This window comes from Edaphobacter sp. FHG110511_03 (assembly GCF_059115365.1).
Genome location: NZ_JBZYWL010000004.1, coordinates 181,158 through 195,795 on the forward strand (window position 1 = coordinate 181,158; position 14,638 = coordinate 195,795).

General features: G+C 58.8%; 17 protein-coding genes. 6 read left to right on the forward strand and 11 right to left on the reverse strand.

Annotated features, from left to right (window positions below):
* Positions 1-15 precede the first annotated feature (15 nt).
* From agaR to AC5S26_RS17815, 7 genes are all read right to left on the reverse strand, one after another.
* Entirely contained in the window at positions 16-825 is an 810-nt protein-coding gene (gene agaR / locus AC5S26_RS17785) for a transcriptional repressor AgaR (protein WP_494186267.1), read from the reverse strand.
* Positions 826-1,013: 188 nt separating this feature from the next.
* Positions 1,014-1,817: a DoxX family protein gene (locus AC5S26_RS17790; protein ID WP_494186268.1), complete on the reverse strand. Its 804-nt coding sequence runs from the start codon at positions 1,815-1,817 to the stop codon at positions 1,014-1,016.
* Between the two features lie 80 nt (positions 1,818-1,897).
* Positions 1,898-2,326 (reverse strand): YciI family protein, encoded by a 429-nt coding sequence (locus AC5S26_RS17795; protein ID WP_494186269.1) that lies wholly within the window; start codon positions 2,324-2,326, stop codon positions 1,898-1,900.
* A 39-nt stretch (positions 2,327-2,365) separates the two neighbouring features.
* Positions 2,366-2,788: a YciI family protein gene (locus AC5S26_RS17800; RefSeq protein WP_494186270.1), complete on the reverse strand. Its 423-nt coding sequence runs from the start codon at positions 2,786-2,788 to the stop codon at positions 2,366-2,368.
* Between the two features lie 9 nt (positions 2,789-2,797).
* Positions 2,798-3,196, reverse strand: a complete 399-nt coding sequence (locus AC5S26_RS17805) for a YciI family protein (RefSeq protein ID WP_494186271.1) — start codon at positions 3,194-3,196, stop codon at positions 2,798-2,800.
* 30 nt (positions 3,197-3,226) lie between these two features.
* Entirely contained in the window at positions 3,227-3,640 is a 414-nt protein-coding gene (locus AC5S26_RS17810; protein ID WP_494186272.1) for a VOC family protein, read from the reverse strand.
* Between the two features lie 260 nt (positions 3,641-3,900).
* On the reverse strand, positions 3,901-4,353 hold the full coding sequence (locus AC5S26_RS17815; protein ID WP_494186273.1) for a YciI family protein: 453 nt from the start codon (positions 4,351-4,353) through the stop codon (positions 3,901-3,903).
* Between the two features lie 167 nt (positions 4,354-4,520).
* Between AC5S26_RS17815 and AC5S26_RS17820 the strand changes: the two genes are divergently transcribed.
* From AC5S26_RS17820 to AC5S26_RS17835, 4 genes are all read left to right on the forward strand, one after another.
* Positions 4,521-5,381 (forward strand): GAF domain-containing protein, encoded by an 861-nt coding sequence (locus tag AC5S26_RS17820; protein ID WP_494186274.1) that lies wholly within the window; start codon positions 4,521-4,523, stop codon positions 5,379-5,381.
* 41 nt (positions 5,382-5,422) lie between these two features.
* The gene (locus AC5S26_RS17825) at positions 5,423-5,920 is read left to right on the forward strand and encodes a hypothetical protein (protein WP_494186275.1); all 498 of its coding nucleotides are present in this window, start codon (positions 5,423-5,425) and stop codon (positions 5,918-5,920) included.
* Between the two features lie 210 nt (positions 5,921-6,130).
* On the forward strand, positions 6,131-6,883 hold the full coding sequence (locus tag AC5S26_RS17830) for a 3-keto-disaccharide hydrolase (RefSeq protein WP_494186276.1): 753 nt from the start codon (positions 6,131-6,133) through the stop codon (positions 6,881-6,883).
* A 37-nt stretch (positions 6,884-6,920) separates the two neighbouring features.
* On the forward strand, positions 6,921-7,484 hold the full coding sequence (locus AC5S26_RS17835) for a hypothetical protein (protein ID WP_494186277.1): 564 nt from the start codon (positions 6,921-6,923) through the stop codon (positions 7,482-7,484).
* 73 nt (positions 7,485-7,557) lie between these two features.
* On the opposite strand, the gene AC5S26_RS17840 is transcribed toward AC5S26_RS17835, so the two are convergent.
* The 3 genes from AC5S26_RS17840 to uvrA form a co-directional block, all read right to left on the reverse strand.
* The gene (locus tag AC5S26_RS17840) at positions 7,558-8,220 is read right to left on the reverse strand and encodes a hypothetical protein (RefSeq protein ID WP_494186278.1); all 663 of its coding nucleotides are present in this window, start codon (positions 8,218-8,220) and stop codon (positions 7,558-7,560) included.
* 309 nt (positions 8,221-8,529) lie between these two features.
* On the reverse strand, positions 8,530-9,561 hold the full coding sequence (locus AC5S26_RS17845; protein WP_494186279.1) for a CPBP family intramembrane glutamic endopeptidase: 1,032 nt from the start codon (positions 9,559-9,561) through the stop codon (positions 8,530-8,532).
* Positions 9,558-12,698, reverse strand: coding sequence for an excinuclease ABC subunit UvrA (gene uvrA, locus AC5S26_RS17850; protein WP_494186280.1), 3,141 nt, complete (start codon positions 12,696-12,698; stop codon positions 9,558-9,560). Before uvrA ends, AC5S26_RS17845 begins: the two co-directional genes overlap by 4 nt.
* A gap of 197 nt (positions 12,699-12,895) precedes the next feature.
* Between uvrA and AC5S26_RS17855 the strand changes: the two genes are divergently transcribed.
* Positions 12,896-13,066 (forward strand): hypothetical protein, encoded by a 171-nt coding sequence (locus tag AC5S26_RS17855; protein WP_494186281.1) that lies wholly within the window; start codon positions 12,896-12,898, stop codon positions 13,064-13,066.
* A gap of 462 nt (positions 13,067-13,528) precedes the next feature.
* On the opposite strand, the gene AC5S26_RS17860 is transcribed toward AC5S26_RS17855, so the two are convergent.
* Positions 13,529-14,245 (reverse strand): hypothetical protein, encoded by a 717-nt coding sequence (locus AC5S26_RS17860; RefSeq protein ID WP_494186282.1) that lies wholly within the window; start codon positions 14,243-14,245, stop codon positions 13,529-13,531.
* Between the two features lie 241 nt (positions 14,246-14,486).
* Between AC5S26_RS17860 and AC5S26_RS17865 the strand changes: the two genes are divergently transcribed.
* Positions 14,487-14,627: a hypothetical protein gene (locus tag AC5S26_RS17865; protein WP_494186283.1), complete on the forward strand. Its 141-nt coding sequence runs from the start codon at positions 14,487-14,489 to the stop codon at positions 14,625-14,627.
* Positions 14,628-14,638: the final 11 nt, after the last annotated feature.

The window sequence follows — 14,638 nt, forward strand, 5'->3', positions numbered from 1 at the left end:
ACGTTGCTCCGTTTTTCAAACGCGAATCACCTCGATGCCGGAGCTGTGAAGCGTCTCTACATCCTGCTCCGAGATCTGATTGTCCGTGATGACCGTGTGGATGGCTGAGGGAGGAACGATCAGCGCCAGGCTTCTGCGGTTGAACTTCGTGGAATCGCACACTGCGACGACCCGTCTGGAAGCTTTAACCATGGCGCGGTTTACGCGCGATTCGAGAACGTTCGGCGTGGTTAAGCCGACGGTCGAATCGAATCCATCCACGCCGAGAAACAGGATATCGGCGTGAATCTCGCTCAGCATCTCTTCCGCCAGCGGACCGACGAGCGAGAAGGAGTTCTTCCGCAGGGCGCCGCCGATGAGGATGACCTCGAATTCGGTGCTGGCGAGCTCGGAGGCAATGTTGACCGCATTGGTGATGATCGTCAGCCGATTAAAGCGGCGCAGGGATTGTGCGACGGCCGTGGTGGTGGTGCCGGAGTCGAGCAGGATGCATTGGCCGTCGTGCACCAGCTTGGCGGCGGCTTCAGCGATGCGCTGCTTTTCCTTGAGCCGCCGAAGCTGCTTCTCCTTCAGGGTCAGGTCCATCAGGGTGGTGACCTGGGGAGCGAGCGCTCCGCCATGGGTGCGCTGGACTAACCCCCTGCCCTCAAGATTATCGAGGTCTTTGCGGATGGTGATGCGTGAGATTCCGAGTGCATCCGAGAGCTCGGCGACCAGGACCCTGCCGTCTTTCTGGATCTGGGCGAGCACGTGCTGACGCCGTTCCTCAATCAGCATTGGATTGCCTTTTTGTTTAATTTGCGCCGATTTCTTTTTCATAGCCATTCTGGGTGCAATCCATCCTACATTCTTCTCGTGTAGGAAATTGTCCCGATCAGGACGGCACTTTTATGGCGCGAGGAGCATGAAGGAGGGGCTTTTGGCCCGAGGCACACCGTGACCTTGACCTTGCGAATCGTGGCAGGATCGCAAGGTCAACTGTCAGGATGCTCTCATTGGAGGCCTCGTCTGCGTTAGCGAGACGAAGCAGAGCGAATCGGGAAAAGCCGGCGGAGTCGCTCGTCGCGGAGCCAGAGGCCGGCCCAGAGGATGACGCCAATAAGGACTGGGACCAGGCTGCCGGCGATCGACTCGCCACTGCGGAGATTGATGGCGGTGGCCCCGCCGAGATAGGCGGTCATCAGGACGGCGCCAGAGAACGATGTTCCCGGGATCAGATAGAGCGCGATGCAGATTATCTCGATGAAGGCGAGATGATGAATGTGGTGTAGAGGGAAGAGTGGCGGCGGCGATCCGGCCTGAGGGGTGTAGGTGAGCTTTATCACGGCGGTGAAGAGAATGAGAAGCGCGGAGAGGCCAGTGCAGACATAGCCGGTCCAGAGGAGTTTCTTCGATTGGGTCGATGCGGCTGGGCGGTTGGTCACAGGGAAGAGCTCACGGAGGCTGCTGTCACGCAGCCAGATGCCTCCCCAGATAAAGAGCGCGATGTAGATGGGGAAGAGGATGTGGGAGAAGAGTGGGTTATCGACGCGAAGGTGCAGCGCGATGGCTCCGCCGAGATAGCCGGTGAACAGCAACGCGCCAAGCACCGATGTGGCGGGAATCGCGTACACGGCGAGGCAGACCAGCGCGACGACGCCGATGCCCGGCGTGAGATGCATGGGGAAGCCGAGCTGTCTCTGCGTCTCAACGACCTGCGGGCTGGTCGTGAACTTCATGCCCGCATCCATCAGCAGAAAGAGGATGGCGAGCGCGGTAAGGGTATAGCCGGTATAGAGCCGGGCCTTCGATGGGGCGGTTTGGATGTCGACTGTCATGTGCGATCTTCTCTCGATAGGAAATTGGGAAACAGGCCGCGGCGTTTCGGTGCGCCGCGGCAGTTGGCTTCAGGGGGTGATTACTTCTGGCGCGAGATGAGCTCGGCGCGAAGACGCTCTTCGCTCTCTCGGACCTCGGCGGGGAGTTCAGAACCGAAGTCTTCGAGCTCGAAGACCTGGCGGATCTCGATCTCACTCTCCTCATTGAAGGGGTTGGGGCAGCGCTTGACCCACTCGATGGCCTCTTCTATTGATTTGCACTGCCAGATCCAGAAGCCGGCGACGAGCTCCTTGGTCTCCGCGAAGGGCCCATCGGTGACAGTGCGTTTGTTGCCACTGAAGTGAACACGCGCTCCCTTTGAGCTGGCTTGAAGTCCCTCGCCGGCAAGCATGATGCCAGCGGCGACCAGCTCTTCATTGAACTTGCCCATCTCCGTGAGGAGCTTTTCGTCGGGAAATATTCCCTTCTCGGAGTCGGGAGTGGCTTTGATGATGATCATGAATCGCATTTGAATGAGGTCCTTTTCTGGGAATAGAAGTTTATAGGGTCAGGATGCTTTTCTGGCGTGGGGTTGCATCTCGGCATATCCGGCGGCGGCTTTCTGAACATCGGGTGGGAAATCGGCGAGTTCCTGTACCTGGCGAATCTCGATGGTTTCGTTGGGAGAGGCGGGGCAGCGCTTCGCCCATTCAATAGCCTCTTCGCGGGAGCGGACCTGGATCATCCAGTAGCCGCCAAGGACCTCTTTCACCTCAGCGAAGGGGCCGTCGGTGACATGGGGCTTACCGTCGGGGAAGGTTACACGCGCTCCTGTCGAGGGAGGATGAAGGCCGTCAAGCGCAAGAAGAATGCCTGCTTTTTTGAGGGACTCGTTGTACTTCATCATGGCGGATACGGCCTCGGCGCTGGGCATGGTGTCCGGCGCGGCGCTTTCGTAGCCTTTGGGGATCATCAGCATCATGAATCGCATGAGTTTCTCCTAAACGGGTTGTGCCTGGTGGCTAAGTTGGATGGACTCGATGCAGTTGTCGCCATCCTGGATGAGGCGGATTTCGACTTCTCCGTCTCCGGCGATGTCGAGAAACTCGCGCGCTTCGGCGATGGCTTCCTGCTTGGAGTTCACGCGAAACATCGCAAACCCGGCGATCAGCTCCTTTGCCTCAGAGAACGGTCCGTCCGTCACGCTGAGCTTTCCATTGGAGAGCCGGACCTTCGCTCCCTGGCGGGTAGCGCCGCAGCCCTCGGTGGAGAGCAGTTTTCCTTCGTGGATCTTCCTTTGGATGAGGTCACCCATACGGGCCATCATCTCGGGTGTGGGTGGAACGCCGGCCTCTACGCTGGCGATGTCGGCGGGACGAAAAAGCATGAGAAATCGCATCAGAAAAACTCCTATAGTGATTTGTTGGGATCAAGCGTTGGGTTGGTTGCAGTTGACCATCCAGGGAATGTCGAAGCGGTCGGTGAACATTCCGAAGCGCGTGGCCCAGAAGGTCGGTTGAATCGGCATGGTGATCTTGCCATCTGCAGAGAGCTCCTTGAAGACGCGCTCGGCCTCTGCGACATCGTCGATCTGGAGATTGACTGAGAACCCTGCTGGCTTACTGTAATGCTGTGGCGGAGCATCCGAGGCCATCAGAACAGCGTCGCCTACGGTAAGGCGAGCATGCATTATCTTGTCGCGCCACTCAGGAGCGGTGTGTTGCTCGGCTGGGGTTCCGGCGTGGGGAAGCATAGCCTCAATCTTCCCCTTCAGGACACGCTCATAGAACTTGAAGGCCTCTTCGCAGTCGCCTTTGAAGAGGAGATAGGGTTGGATTTGCATGGTGATCTCCTTCGCGTCATATAACGGCGTTTTTCTTGCCGCTCTACCTATACGTCGGATGGAGGTGACGGAAATCGACACGTCTCTGAAAGAAATTAAATTTTTTTTTCGAATGCTAACTGCGGTGAACTGAAATTCACGCATTGAAGCGACATCCCGAGCAAGCAAAGTCGAAAGACCCTTTGCGAATTGGGACGGCTTGGACGTTATTCAATTGTCCAAATGGCGCAACGTAGGGATTTAAGACTCAAGCCTGATTGTTAGGCGACAGTAGTCGTTTGCAGGATCTTTTCTGCATCGGCGGCCATGGTCTTAGAGGCATGCATCGTCAGTTCTTTCGCATAATCAGCAGGAAAATCCGAGGCCTCGATAAGCTGTCGGACTTCGACCTGGACATCGCAGTCGCCGGTGAGGGTGGGGCATCGGCGCGCCCATGCGATGGCGTCTGCCCTTGTGGGGACGTCGATGACAATGAAGCCTGCGATCAGCTCCTTGAGCTCGGTGAAGGGGCCGTCCACGACAGTCTGCTTACCTTTTTCGACGAGAATGCGGGAGGAGCGGGCGCTGGGCTGAAGCCATTCCCCGGCGCAAAGGATGCCGGCATCGCGCATCTCCTGGTAGTAGCGGCCTACGGCGCCGAGGAGGGATCTGTCGGGAAGGCCGCCGCCCTGTTCCATGGTCTTGTCGGCTTTGCGGAGGATCATAAATCGCATCGGAAGTCGCCTGTTCTGCCCAGATTTGAGCCCACGCCAGTTTATCGCGTGGAGAGGGAAAGCGCATTTGGGAAGGGGATTGCCGGAGGCGATAATTCTGCGCCGAAAGCCGCGGTTAGGTTTACTCTAGAAATTCTCCCTGAATCTGTACCCAAGGTTGTCCAATTATGATCGCGCCAAACCTGGAAGGTACCGGCCTCGAAGTTATCGATATATTCAGCGATCCGGAGTTCCGGAGGCGGAAGATCCATATCCGCGATACATCGGTACAACTGGCTGGACTGCAGCGTCTGGGGCACGCATTTGTTGAGCAGCCTGAGACGATTCTCCAGGAGCTGGTGAATGCGGCGGTGGACCTGTGCGGCGCAGACAGCTCAGGCATCAGTATCGAAAGAGAGGGTCGCGGCGACGCGGACTTCTACCATTGGGTGGCGACCGCGGGAGATTATTCAGGCTTTCTGAACGCGATTCTTCCGCGCTATCCGAGCGCGTGCGGGGTGTGCCTGGAGCGCGGCCGGCCGCAGCTGTTCCGGGTCGCGAAACGGTTCTTCGAGATCCTGGGCGTTGAGGCTCCTTTGGTGACCGATGGCATCCTGCTGCCGTGGCAGGTAAATGGGACCAGAGGAACGATCTTCGTGATGGCCCATGGACGGGATGAGGCGTTCGACAGCGAAGACGTGAAAGTGATGCAGATGCTGGCGGATTTTGCGGCGATGGGATTCAGGCAGCTTCACCAGCAGAAGCTGCTCATCGATCAGGAACGCGCGTCGGCAGCGGCATCGATGGCAAACGACCTTGCCCACAAGATCAACAACCCGCTGCAGAGCATTACGAACGTCGTCTATCTCGCGACGCAGAACTGTGCCACACCCGAGGTGAAGGCGCTCGCTATGGATCTGGACAACGATCTGGGAAGGTTGTCGGGGCTTGTGAAGGAGCTGTTAGCTCTTCCCTTCGAGCCGACGGAGAGCAAATCGCCAGACGCACAACAAGCGGTGGATGTTGAAATGGATACAGTCCAGGCGTAGCCTTTATCCCATATTTGGGTTTGGGATTGCTGAGGTTCTCCATGCGAAATTGCTTTCTTCTTCTAATGGTGTTGTCGGCAGGCATCTCAATGCCGGCACAGCAGATCTCGTCAAACAACGCCTTGCGAACCGAAGGATGTCCCATTGGATTTGGAGCGCAGGTCAATGCTCGCGCTGTAGAGCACCGGGCTGAGGACTTGGGAAAAAATAGCAATAGTCCCTTACTCGAATTGACCTTCGAGCGTCACGGTACGGCGAAGATTATGGGTGCTGTTCTTAAAGTTCACGGTCTGGTCTCTTCGAGCCGCTACCTTCCGGTAACGGAACGTTCGGGCGAGAACGGGACGCAGACCTTCGATTTAGGTGGAGCGACAGGGCTGACGGATACCAGCGTCTGGGTGACAGAACTTTCGCACGTCAGCTGGGCTGAAGTGACGGAGCTAAAGTATGCCGATGGTTCCTCGTGGCATGCGTCTTCTGCGGGACAATGCCGGGCAGTTCCGAGCAAACTTCGACTTGTAGATGCCGTAGCTCAATAGAAGACTGAGAGGATCATGCGAGGCTGGCGAGATTGGATGATCCTTGCTCTCTTTTTTGCGGATGGTCATGAATCGCATCGACACTCTTCAGGCTGATCTGTGTAGCGCATAACGACGATCTGCGAAATGGAGGTCCTGGGCAGACCGTTCGTCACGAATCGAAGGCTATGATGGAGTTCGTTCATCTAAGGCCGGTTTTTAGGAGTTCCTATGGGTAGAGTATGGCTGCAGGGTATCGCTCTCTTAACGGTTTGCACAGCAGGTCCGATTGGAATGTCCGCGCAGAAGATCCCTCCACACAAGTCTGCGATTGTGCTGTTCGATGGAAAAGATCTGAAAAACTTCGATGTGTTTTTGAAGAGCAAAGGACTGAACTCCGATCCGGACCATGTCTTTCAGGTGGAGAAGGGCGTGATTCACGTCTCCGGCAAAGACATGGGCTACATCATTACCAAAGACGAGTACAAGGATTTTTATCTGCGTGCGGAGTTCAAGTGGGGAGAAGGAACCTATGGGAGCCGCGAAGGAAAGGCTCGGGACAGCGGCATCCTCTACGATGTGCAGGGTGAGCAGAAGGTCTGGCCGCGTTCGGTCGAGTTTCAGATCAAGGAGGGCGGCACAGGCGACTTTTGGCTAACCGATGGAGCAGCAATTACCGGCAAGGACGGCAAGCGAGTAACGGGGCCTCCCGGCAAGGCGTTAAGGATTGGCCGCTTCGGCAGTGGGCCAGTGGAGGGTGATAACGGTGTTGGGTTTCGTTCCGCGACGGGTGAGGTGGAGAAGCCGCATGGTGAATGGAACGTTCTGGAGTTAGTGACCCAGGGAAACAATGTGAAGCAATATGTGAATGGGAAGCTGGTGAATGAGGGGACCGATCCTTCACCCACGAGCGGGAAGATCCTGTTTCAGTCCGAAGGAGCAGAGGTTTATTTTCGGGATATGACGCTGTATCCGCTGAAGTGAACTTTACAAACCCTTTGTAAGCCTCGGGAGATACGGCATGCGATTCTGGCGAAGATCTTCGATCGTCGCATTGTCTTTTTGTGTGATGTTTGCCGTTGCGGGAAGAGCGCAGACAGCGGTGAATGCTCCTGCGGCTTCGGCCGATCAGCGACAGCGATTTACCGGGACATATCGGTATGCAGGTGGTGCGCAGGAGGACGAGGCAAGGAAGGCGGCAATCGATCATGCGGTGGAGAGCATGTCTTCCTTCACTCGATCGATTGCCCGGAACCGAATAATGGCGACGACGCAGATTCCCAGCTTTTATACGTTCGCTTTCGATCCAGGGAAGATCAAAATTTTGCCCGAGGCGCGGCCTGAGATGATCTCGGGCGATAAGGGAGAGCCTGCGGATTATGTCTATAAAGGGAAGAAGAGTACGTTGACGCAGGCGCTAGCGGGCGATCGGCTCACGCAGGTTTTTGTGTCGGACGATGGGAAGCGCGAGAACGTGTTCACGCTGTCGAAGGATGGGCAGGTCTTGACGCTCAAGGTGACGGTCATGAGTTCGCGGCTTTCGAATCCGGTTGTTTATAGCTTGTCGTATAAGAGAGCCGATTGAACGAGCGGTCTTGAGTGTTCTATGTGGCGTCGGCTGGGATCTAGATCTACGAGTATGCAAACACCAGTGCCGTTTAATCTGTCACAAATGTGAACTCCCCTGCAACGAAGCTTAGAGATGTTTTGTCCCATCTCCAACGGCGGCGTTCGATGCGGGTCAGAGTCTTCTTCACTTCTTTCCCCTCATCCTGCAAAGTTTGCAAAGTTGTCGCGCGGGTCTCCTCTAAGCTGCCATCCGGGAATGATTGAAGCGTGCTTTGCTGTTCGACAGTCTCGTCGGTTCCGGCGATTTGTGCTCGCTTGTACTCAGCGGTCCTGAGAACTGTGGACAGGTGTCCGATGTCCATGCCGAGTAGCAGCAACATATCGTTCTGTACATATCCGGAGCCGTGGCCATAGTTGACCTGATGGGCCAACACCGCTCGCTGGACGTGTCCGGGAATTGAAATCAATTCATAAGTTGCGTCTCCGTACCAGCAATCGAGTGGAACGTCGTCAGCAACGCGCCAGCCTTGCTTCGCATTTGGCTGGAGAAGAAACAGATGAGCTATCGGAACTCCAGGGCCTATGCAGGGCAAGAACAGAACACTCATCTCCGAACCACCAAGGCTATCAACCTTGATCGCCGTCTCGACGGTCGCGACGGATGCACCGTGTGCAATATCGGAGTTCACACCAAGACGCTTGAGCAGGTCTTCGCGTTGCTCCGGTTCGCCTAATTGGAACTCACCCCTCAACTCGTCTGCAGACGTGGGAATAGGCAGTGGGCCAGAAGGATAACCCACCCTGTAATTTTGGGACCATGCCCGACTTTGAAAGCCTTGATGAAGAAGTAAAAGAGAAAGAACGGCGGCCATGAGAGGCGCTCTGCCGATCGAGGGGCAACTAAGCACTTGTAGTTTCATTGGGTGGCGAGGTTACTTTGCTGCGGCTTAGATAGTAGGGCTGCTGAAGCCACTCCGCAAGAGGCACCGAAGAGTCTTTCTCGTTCTATGCAAACTCAGTAGTACCGCTAACTTTCCATCGTTCGGAATGAACGGCCGGATTTACCGCGTCAGCCGCTCTAGATGCCGGAAGCCGCCGGTGGCGATGAACATCGTCAGGAAAACTGACAGGTTGTAACAGGCGTGGACGAGGGTGGAGCTGGCCACAGAGCGCGTCCTGATGCGAACTATCGTCAACACCAGCGAGACACAGAAGAGTACGAAGAGCGCGACCCAGGCGTGGGCCAGTTGTTCGGCGTGCAGCAGTGCGAAGAGGATGCTTGAAAGGATCGCCGAGAAGATGACCGCGGCGAGGGTTAAGCCGGTGGTGTTGTGCCAGCGCTCGCGGGCGGCGGGGGTTTTGGGTAACGAGAGCCAGTCGTAGGCGATGGCGAAGGCTGGGAAGAGGAAGCCGCGGAAGGCGATCTCCTCGAACATCGGCGCGAGCAGGGTGCCGAAGGCGGTGATCAGCCAGACGTCGGAGGGGGTGCGGAAGAAGTTGTCCATGGGAATGGACTTGGGAACGGGGATTAGAGACGAGACCGCCTGAACCCCGAAGCCCGTAATCAGGCCGATGGGGATGAGCTTGTAGGCGTTACGGCGGGCGGTGGCGAAGTCCCACTGGATGCCGTTGGCAAAGCTTCGCTGCCATAAAAAAGGAAAGAAGAAGAAGGCGACGGCGAGCGAGACGACGTAGGTGACCGCCTCGGCTCCGACGATGAGCTTGGGATGCATGACGCCGGTGGCGGTCTTGTGCGGGTCGGCGACCGGGTGGGCTAGGCCGAGCAGCGAGACCTGCGCGAAGAGCAGAAGCAGGAAGGTGAAGGAGAGGAAGAGGATGGCGTGGCCGATGTTGGGGACGCGAGCCGGGACGCCGGGGCCGGGAGCATCAGACGGCGGCGGAGCCTCAATAATAATGGCCTCGCCGTTGGGCGGGAGGGTCATGCCTGGAGTCGGTTCGGTGGCTGCAGCTACCGGGATGCGACGGTCAGGCTGGCTTCCGGCTAAAGCCTTGGACAGAGAAAGAGCATCTGGCGTACCGGGGGTACCTGGCTCGGTGGCGGGGTGAAGCGGAGGTGTGAGGGGGTCGCTCATGCCTTCTTCTTTGCTTTGGCAGCGGTCTTCTTTACTTCGGTCTTCGTGGCCTTCTTTGCTGCGGAGGTCGCTTTCTTCGGCTTTGCGGATCTTTCCGTCTCGGCCAGTTTAGATGCCCGAGGGGTGGGAACGCCGGTTTTCTTCTCGGGAGGGGCGAACTTGCCGCGGACCATCTTTTCGGGGTCGGCGGCGGCGCGGATGCTGGAGGGCTGCGGTCCGGCGTGACTGGTCCCGTTCCGGGTACCGGCGAGCTGTGCAGGAGTGTAGTGGCGGGCGAGAAACTCGGCGGTGTAGGAGCCGGCGACGGTAGCGACCTGCTCCGGGGTTCCGTGGGCGATGATGCGTCCACCACCTTCGCCGCCCTCGGGGCCGAGGTCGAGGATGTAGTCGGCGTTGCGGATGATGTCGAGGTTGTGCTCGATGATCATGACGGTGTTGCCGAGGTCGGTGAGCCGGTGCAGCACCTCGAGCAGCTTGCGAACGTCGTCGAAGTGGAGGCCGGTGGTGGGTTCGTCGAGCAGGTAGAGAGTGCGGCCGGTCTGACGCTTGGAGAGCTCGCGGGCGAGCTTCATGCGCTGGGCTTCTCCGCCGGAAAGTGTGGTGGCGGACTGGCCGAGGTGAATGTAGCCGAGGCCGACGTCGACGAGCGTCTGCAGCTTGGCGTTGACGGTGGGGATGTCCTTGAGAATGGGCAGGGCGTCTTCGATGGCGAGATCGAGCAGGTCGGCGATGGAGTAGCCATTGAACTTTACGGCGAGCGTCTCCTGGTTGTAGCGGCGGCCGTTGCAGACCTCGCACAGAACGTAGACGTCGGGCAGGAAGTTCATCTCGATGCGGCGCTGGCCTTCGCCCTGGCAGGCCTCGCAGCGTCCGCCCTGCACGTTGAAGCTGAAGCGGCCGGGCTTATAGCCGCGCTCGCGCGACTCGGGCAGCATGGCGAAGATGTCGCGGATGGCGGAGAAGACTCCGGTGTAGGTCGCGGGATTCGAGCGCGGTGTGCGGCCGATGGGCGACTGGTCGATCTGAATGACTTTGTCGAGCTGCGCGATTCCGCGCACCTTGCCGTGCTGGCCGGGCTCTTCGCGCGAGCCGTAGAGCTCCTTGGCGAGCGCGCGGTAGAGAATGTCGTTGACTAGAGTCGATTTGCCGCTGCCGCTGACGCCGGTGATGACGGTCATCACGCCGAGAGGGAAGTGCGCGGTAACGTTTTGCAGGTTGTGGGCGTGGGCGTTCTCGACGGTGATCCAGTTGCCGGTGAGTGGGCGCGGAGCCTGATCGGGCGTGGGACGCGTGACGATATCGATCTTTCCAGCGAGGTACTTGCCGGTGATCGAGGCATCGTTGTCCATGATCTGCTGCGGGGTGCCGTCGGCGATCAGGTGGCCGCCGTTCTTGCCTGCTCCGGGGCCGAGGTCGAGAACGTAGTCGGCTTTGCGGATGGTGTCTTCGTCGTGCTCGACGACGAGGACGGTGTTGCCAAGGTCGCGCAGGTTTTCGAGTGCCTGGATGAGGCGCTGGTTATCGCGCTGGTGCAGGCCGATGGAGGGCTCATCGAGGACGTACAAGACGCCGCGAAGGCGCGAGCCGATCTGCGTAGCGAGCCGGATCCGCTGGCCTTCGCCGCCGGAGAGCGTGGCGGCGGAGCGATCGAGCGAGAGATAGCCGAGACCGACGGCGTTGAGGAATTCGAGTCGTTCGATGACCTCGCGCTGGAGACGGTCGGCGATGATCCGCTCGCGTCCGGTGAAGTTCATCCCGCGAGCGCTGATGAGAGCGCGCTCGAGAGAAAGCCCCGTGAAGTCGGCGATGCTCTCGTTGTTGACGGTGACAGCGAGCGACTCTGGACGCAGACGCTTGCCGTGGCAGCGCGGGCAGGTGGTCGCGGACATGTACTGCATCATGTACTCGCGATAGCCTTCGGACTTGGTGTCCTCGAGATTGGCGCGAAGATAGGCGAAGATGCCGTGGAAGCCGGTTCGGCCGGCCTCGCCTTTCGGAGGACCGTAGAGGAAGAGGTTCTGTTGCTCCGGCGTGAGTTGCTCGAAGGGCTTGCGGATGTCGATCTTGTACTTCTCGGCGGCGAGCTTGATAAGGCGCAGGAGATATTGCGAAGCCGAGCCCGGACCCATGGCTCCATCGAGCAGTGGTTTGGACCAGTCGGTGATGGTCTTGGCGGGGTCGAAGTCGTAGATGCTGCCGAGTCCGTGGCACTCGGGGCAGGCTCCGTAGGCGGAGTTGAAGGAGAAGCTGCGCGGCTCGAGCTTGGGAACGTTGATGCCGCAGTCGGGGCATGCCATCGAGGAGGAGTAGAGCGTCTCTTCCTGCTTGCGAGTGACGGGGTCCTGGATGCCGATGAGGACGAGGCCGTTGGCCATCTGGAGGGCTTTCGCGACGGCGGCCTCTAGGCGGCGGGTGTCGTAGCGTGGAGCGGCGTCGGCGAGCGCGGCTGTGGTGTCTTCCGGCGGGAGAGCTTTGAGGATGATGCGGTCGACGATGGCCTCGATGGTGTGGTTCTTGCGCTTCTCGAGACGCATGCCTTCGGTGATCTCGGCCATCTCTCCGTCGATGCGGACGCGGAAGCCCTGCTTGTCGATGGCCTCGAGCTCTTCGCGGAATTCGCCTTTGCGGCCGCGCGCGATGGGGGCGAAGACAGTGATGCGCTCGCCGGGGGCGAGAGAGACGATGCGCTCGACGATCTGGTCGGCGGACTGGCGCGAGATGGTGCGTCCGCAGCTGGGGCAGTGAGGCTGGCCGACGGAGGCGTAGAGCAGGCGGAGGTAGTCGTAGATCTCGGTGATGGTTCCGACGGTGGAGCGCGGGGAGCGCGAGGTGGTCTTCTGCTCGATGGAGATGGCGGGCGAGAGGCCGTCGATGGAGTCGACGTCGGGGCGCTCCATCTGGTCGAGGAACTGTCTCGCATAGGCGGAGAGGGTTTCGACGTAACGGCGCTGGCCTTCGGCGTAGATGGTGTCGAAGGCGAGCGAGGATTTTCCGGAGCCGGAGAGTCCTGTGACCACGGTCAAGGTGTTGCGTGGGATGGAGACCGAGACGTTGCGCAGGTTGTGCTGCCGCGCTCCGCGCACGGTGATGTGCGTAATGCCCTGAGACCTTCGTGGAGTTGTTTGTGTCGTGCCCATAGACAGTGAGTGAGGCTTTATGGCCAAGGTTCTAGGATACGGCATTTGAACGTCTGGCGTGTGTAGCCCCGAAGTGCCCGCGGTAGTTCCGAATTGGGCGAATGTACCCGAAAACACAATATCGAAAAGCGCACAGGGGATTGTAATCGGCCTGCAGTCTGTAAAAATAAATGGACGGAAGTGATCCAGGAGCAGCAGTGAATTCGTCGATCGTTCTTATCTCAGCAGTTCTGGCGTCGTTAGCAACCGGGGTGCTGACAGCCTATGGAATCTGCATGACCATGTTTCGCCTCTTCCGGATCCATGCCCGGCAGGTCGCGGCGGAGAAGCAGTCGCGTGCGGTTGTGTCAGGGCCAAGCACGGTTTGAGGGGTGACCCCCTCCCCCTACTTTTGTGTCAAAGTCTTCAATTGATAGAACTTAGGTCCGGACCTCTGTGTCGGGCTCCTTGGGACATCCTGCATTCAACTTCCGCACGGGGCAGGCCTTCGGCTCCCTCGAAGCGCTTCGCTTGCTCGGGTTGCTCAGAATGACGTTGGTGGCGCGTCGATGGGAGAAGTTGGCATGGAAAAGCCCCGAAGGGTTTCGGGGCTTTTCTGCGGCTGCTTTTAGTATATCGATTTGCGTGGAACTCTTCGGCAGTGTGGATGTGTTTTGATTTGTGTAGTTTATGCGATTTTGGGACTTGACAGTGCTGATGAGGCTGGCCTGGGTTCTGTCGGTGGGGATGCATCCTGCAAAGAAATACAGGGATTCCTCGGCTTCGCTCGGAATGACGTATTTTGAGCGAGGGCAGATGGACCTAGGCAGCGAGGGCAGATGGACCTAGGCTTAGTGAGGCTGCTGCTGCTGTTGTTGCTGACGGAGCTTCATGAGCTGATCGTAGATCTGCTGTGGCGTTCTCGTTCCGTTGGGCGGCTGGTCGGGATCGGTGGCAGGTGCAGGGGCTCCGGGCATGGCGCCAGGAGCCCCTGCTGCAGCAGGTGCCTGACCGGCGGGCACTGACTCTGACGGATTGTTGGAAGGATCAACCGGAGTGTCATCTGAGTCGGCATTGTCATTCGCACGCATGGCGTTGGGGTTCGGAGGTGTGGGGCCACCGCCACGCGGAGTCAGGATGAGTTCCGCCGGTTTGTTTTCGATGCTCGAGACGAAGAGCACATTGCTGCCTGTACCGTCGAGGAGTTGACCAAGCACCTGCGAAGGGATGTCGGGACCATAGCTTCCGAAGACACGTTCCTCGGCAACACCGCCGGTGATGGTGATTCCGGTGATCTGGGAGATCTCGCGGAGGATCTGGTTGAGGCTGGAGTTCTGTGCAACGACCGTGAGCTGGTGATCGAGATAGGTAATCTTCGCGCGATTGGCGGGAGCCTGAACGGGGGGGAGTGGCGATGGCTGTTCTGCCGTGGTGGGTGTGGTTGCGGGGAGCGTTGCCTGAGCGGGAGCCTGTTGCGGAGGGGAGACCGGCGGCGGCGCTTGTGCGCAGAGGGGGGCCGTAGCAAGGCAGATCAGCATGGACAGTCGTGATGGGGTGAGGGTGCGCATGCTCTGGGTTCTATGGTACGACGCTTCGGGTTCTGGAAGGTCATCGGGGGTACTTCGGAGTGGTGGAAAGCTGGGCCGCGTTTGTGCGATTGGGCGATTTAGCGGTGATGAAGGGGGCGCCGGGTACCTCAGCGGCTGAAGCCGCTTTTCCGGGGTGGTTTTTCTTGGCAAGGCTGAAGCCGTGCCCTTAACGAGACGGTTTGAGCTTCGCTCAAATAGCCCACTCATGCGATGGAGCTGCATGAATGGGGCACCCGGCTTCGCTCCAAATGTTGGCGTGAAGGGGGATATGGCGCGGGTTTGGTTGGATTGCTTTGGCGATGGAGCCGCAGGTCCCGTTCGGCTTCGCTCGGGGCAGCTCTCGGCTTCGCTCGGAATGTGAAAACACCCCAG

Excerpts from the sequence above, each read along its gene's own strand:
- AC5S26_RS17860 (WP_494186282.1), bottom strand. The coding sequence starts at position 14,245 with ATGCGCACCCTCACCCCATCACGACTGTCCATGCTGATCTGCCTTGCT.
- AC5S26_RS17865 (WP_494186283.1), top strand. The coding sequence starts at position 14,487 with ATGAATGGGGCACCCGGCTTCGCTCCAAATGTTGGCGTGAAGGGGGAT.
- uvrA (WP_494186280.1), bottom strand. The coding sequence starts at position 12,698 with ATGGGCACGACACAAACAACTCCACGAAGGTCTCAGGGCATTACGCAC.
- AC5S26_RS17830 (WP_494186276.1), top strand. The coding sequence starts at position 6,131 with ATGGGTAGAGTATGGCTGCAGGGTATCGCTCTCTTAACGGTTTGCACA.
- agaR (WP_494186267.1), bottom strand. The coding sequence starts at position 825 with ATGGCTATGAAAAAGAAATCGGCGCAAATTAAACAAAAAGGCAATCCA.
- AC5S26_RS17800 (WP_494186270.1), bottom strand. The coding sequence starts at position 2,788 with ATGCGATTCATGATGCTGATGATCCCCAAAGGCTACGAAAGCGCCGCG.
- AC5S26_RS17815 (WP_494186273.1), bottom strand. The coding sequence starts at position 4,353 with ATGCGATTTATGATCCTCCGCAAAGCCGACAAGACCATGGAACAGGGC.
- AC5S26_RS17795 (WP_494186269.1), bottom strand. The coding sequence starts at position 2,326 with ATGCGATTCATGATCATCATCAAAGCCACTCCCGACTCCGAGAAGGGA.
- AC5S26_RS17790 (WP_494186268.1), bottom strand. The coding sequence starts at position 1,817 with ATGACAGTCGACATCCAAACCGCCCCATCGAAGGCCCGGCTCTATACC.
- AC5S26_RS17810 (WP_494186272.1), bottom strand. The coding sequence starts at position 3,640 with ATGCAAATCCAACCCTATCTCCTCTTCAAAGGCGACTGCGAAGAGGCC.
- AC5S26_RS17820 (WP_494186274.1), top strand. The coding sequence starts at position 4,521 with ATGATCGCGCCAAACCTGGAAGGTACCGGCCTCGAAGTTATCGATATA.
- AC5S26_RS17805 (WP_494186271.1), bottom strand. The coding sequence starts at position 3,196 with ATGCGATTTCTCATGCTTTTTCGTCCCGCCGACATCGCCAGCGTAGAG.
- AC5S26_RS17835 (WP_494186277.1), top strand. The coding sequence starts at position 6,921 with ATGCGATTCTGGCGAAGATCTTCGATCGTCGCATTGTCTTTTTGTGTG.
- AC5S26_RS17825 (WP_494186275.1), top strand. The coding sequence starts at position 5,423 with ATGCGAAATTGCTTTCTTCTTCTAATGGTGTTGTCGGCAGGCATCTCA.
- AC5S26_RS17845 (WP_494186279.1), bottom strand. The coding sequence starts at position 9,561 with ATGAGCGACCCCCTCACACCTCCGCTTCACCCCGCCACCGAGCCAGGT.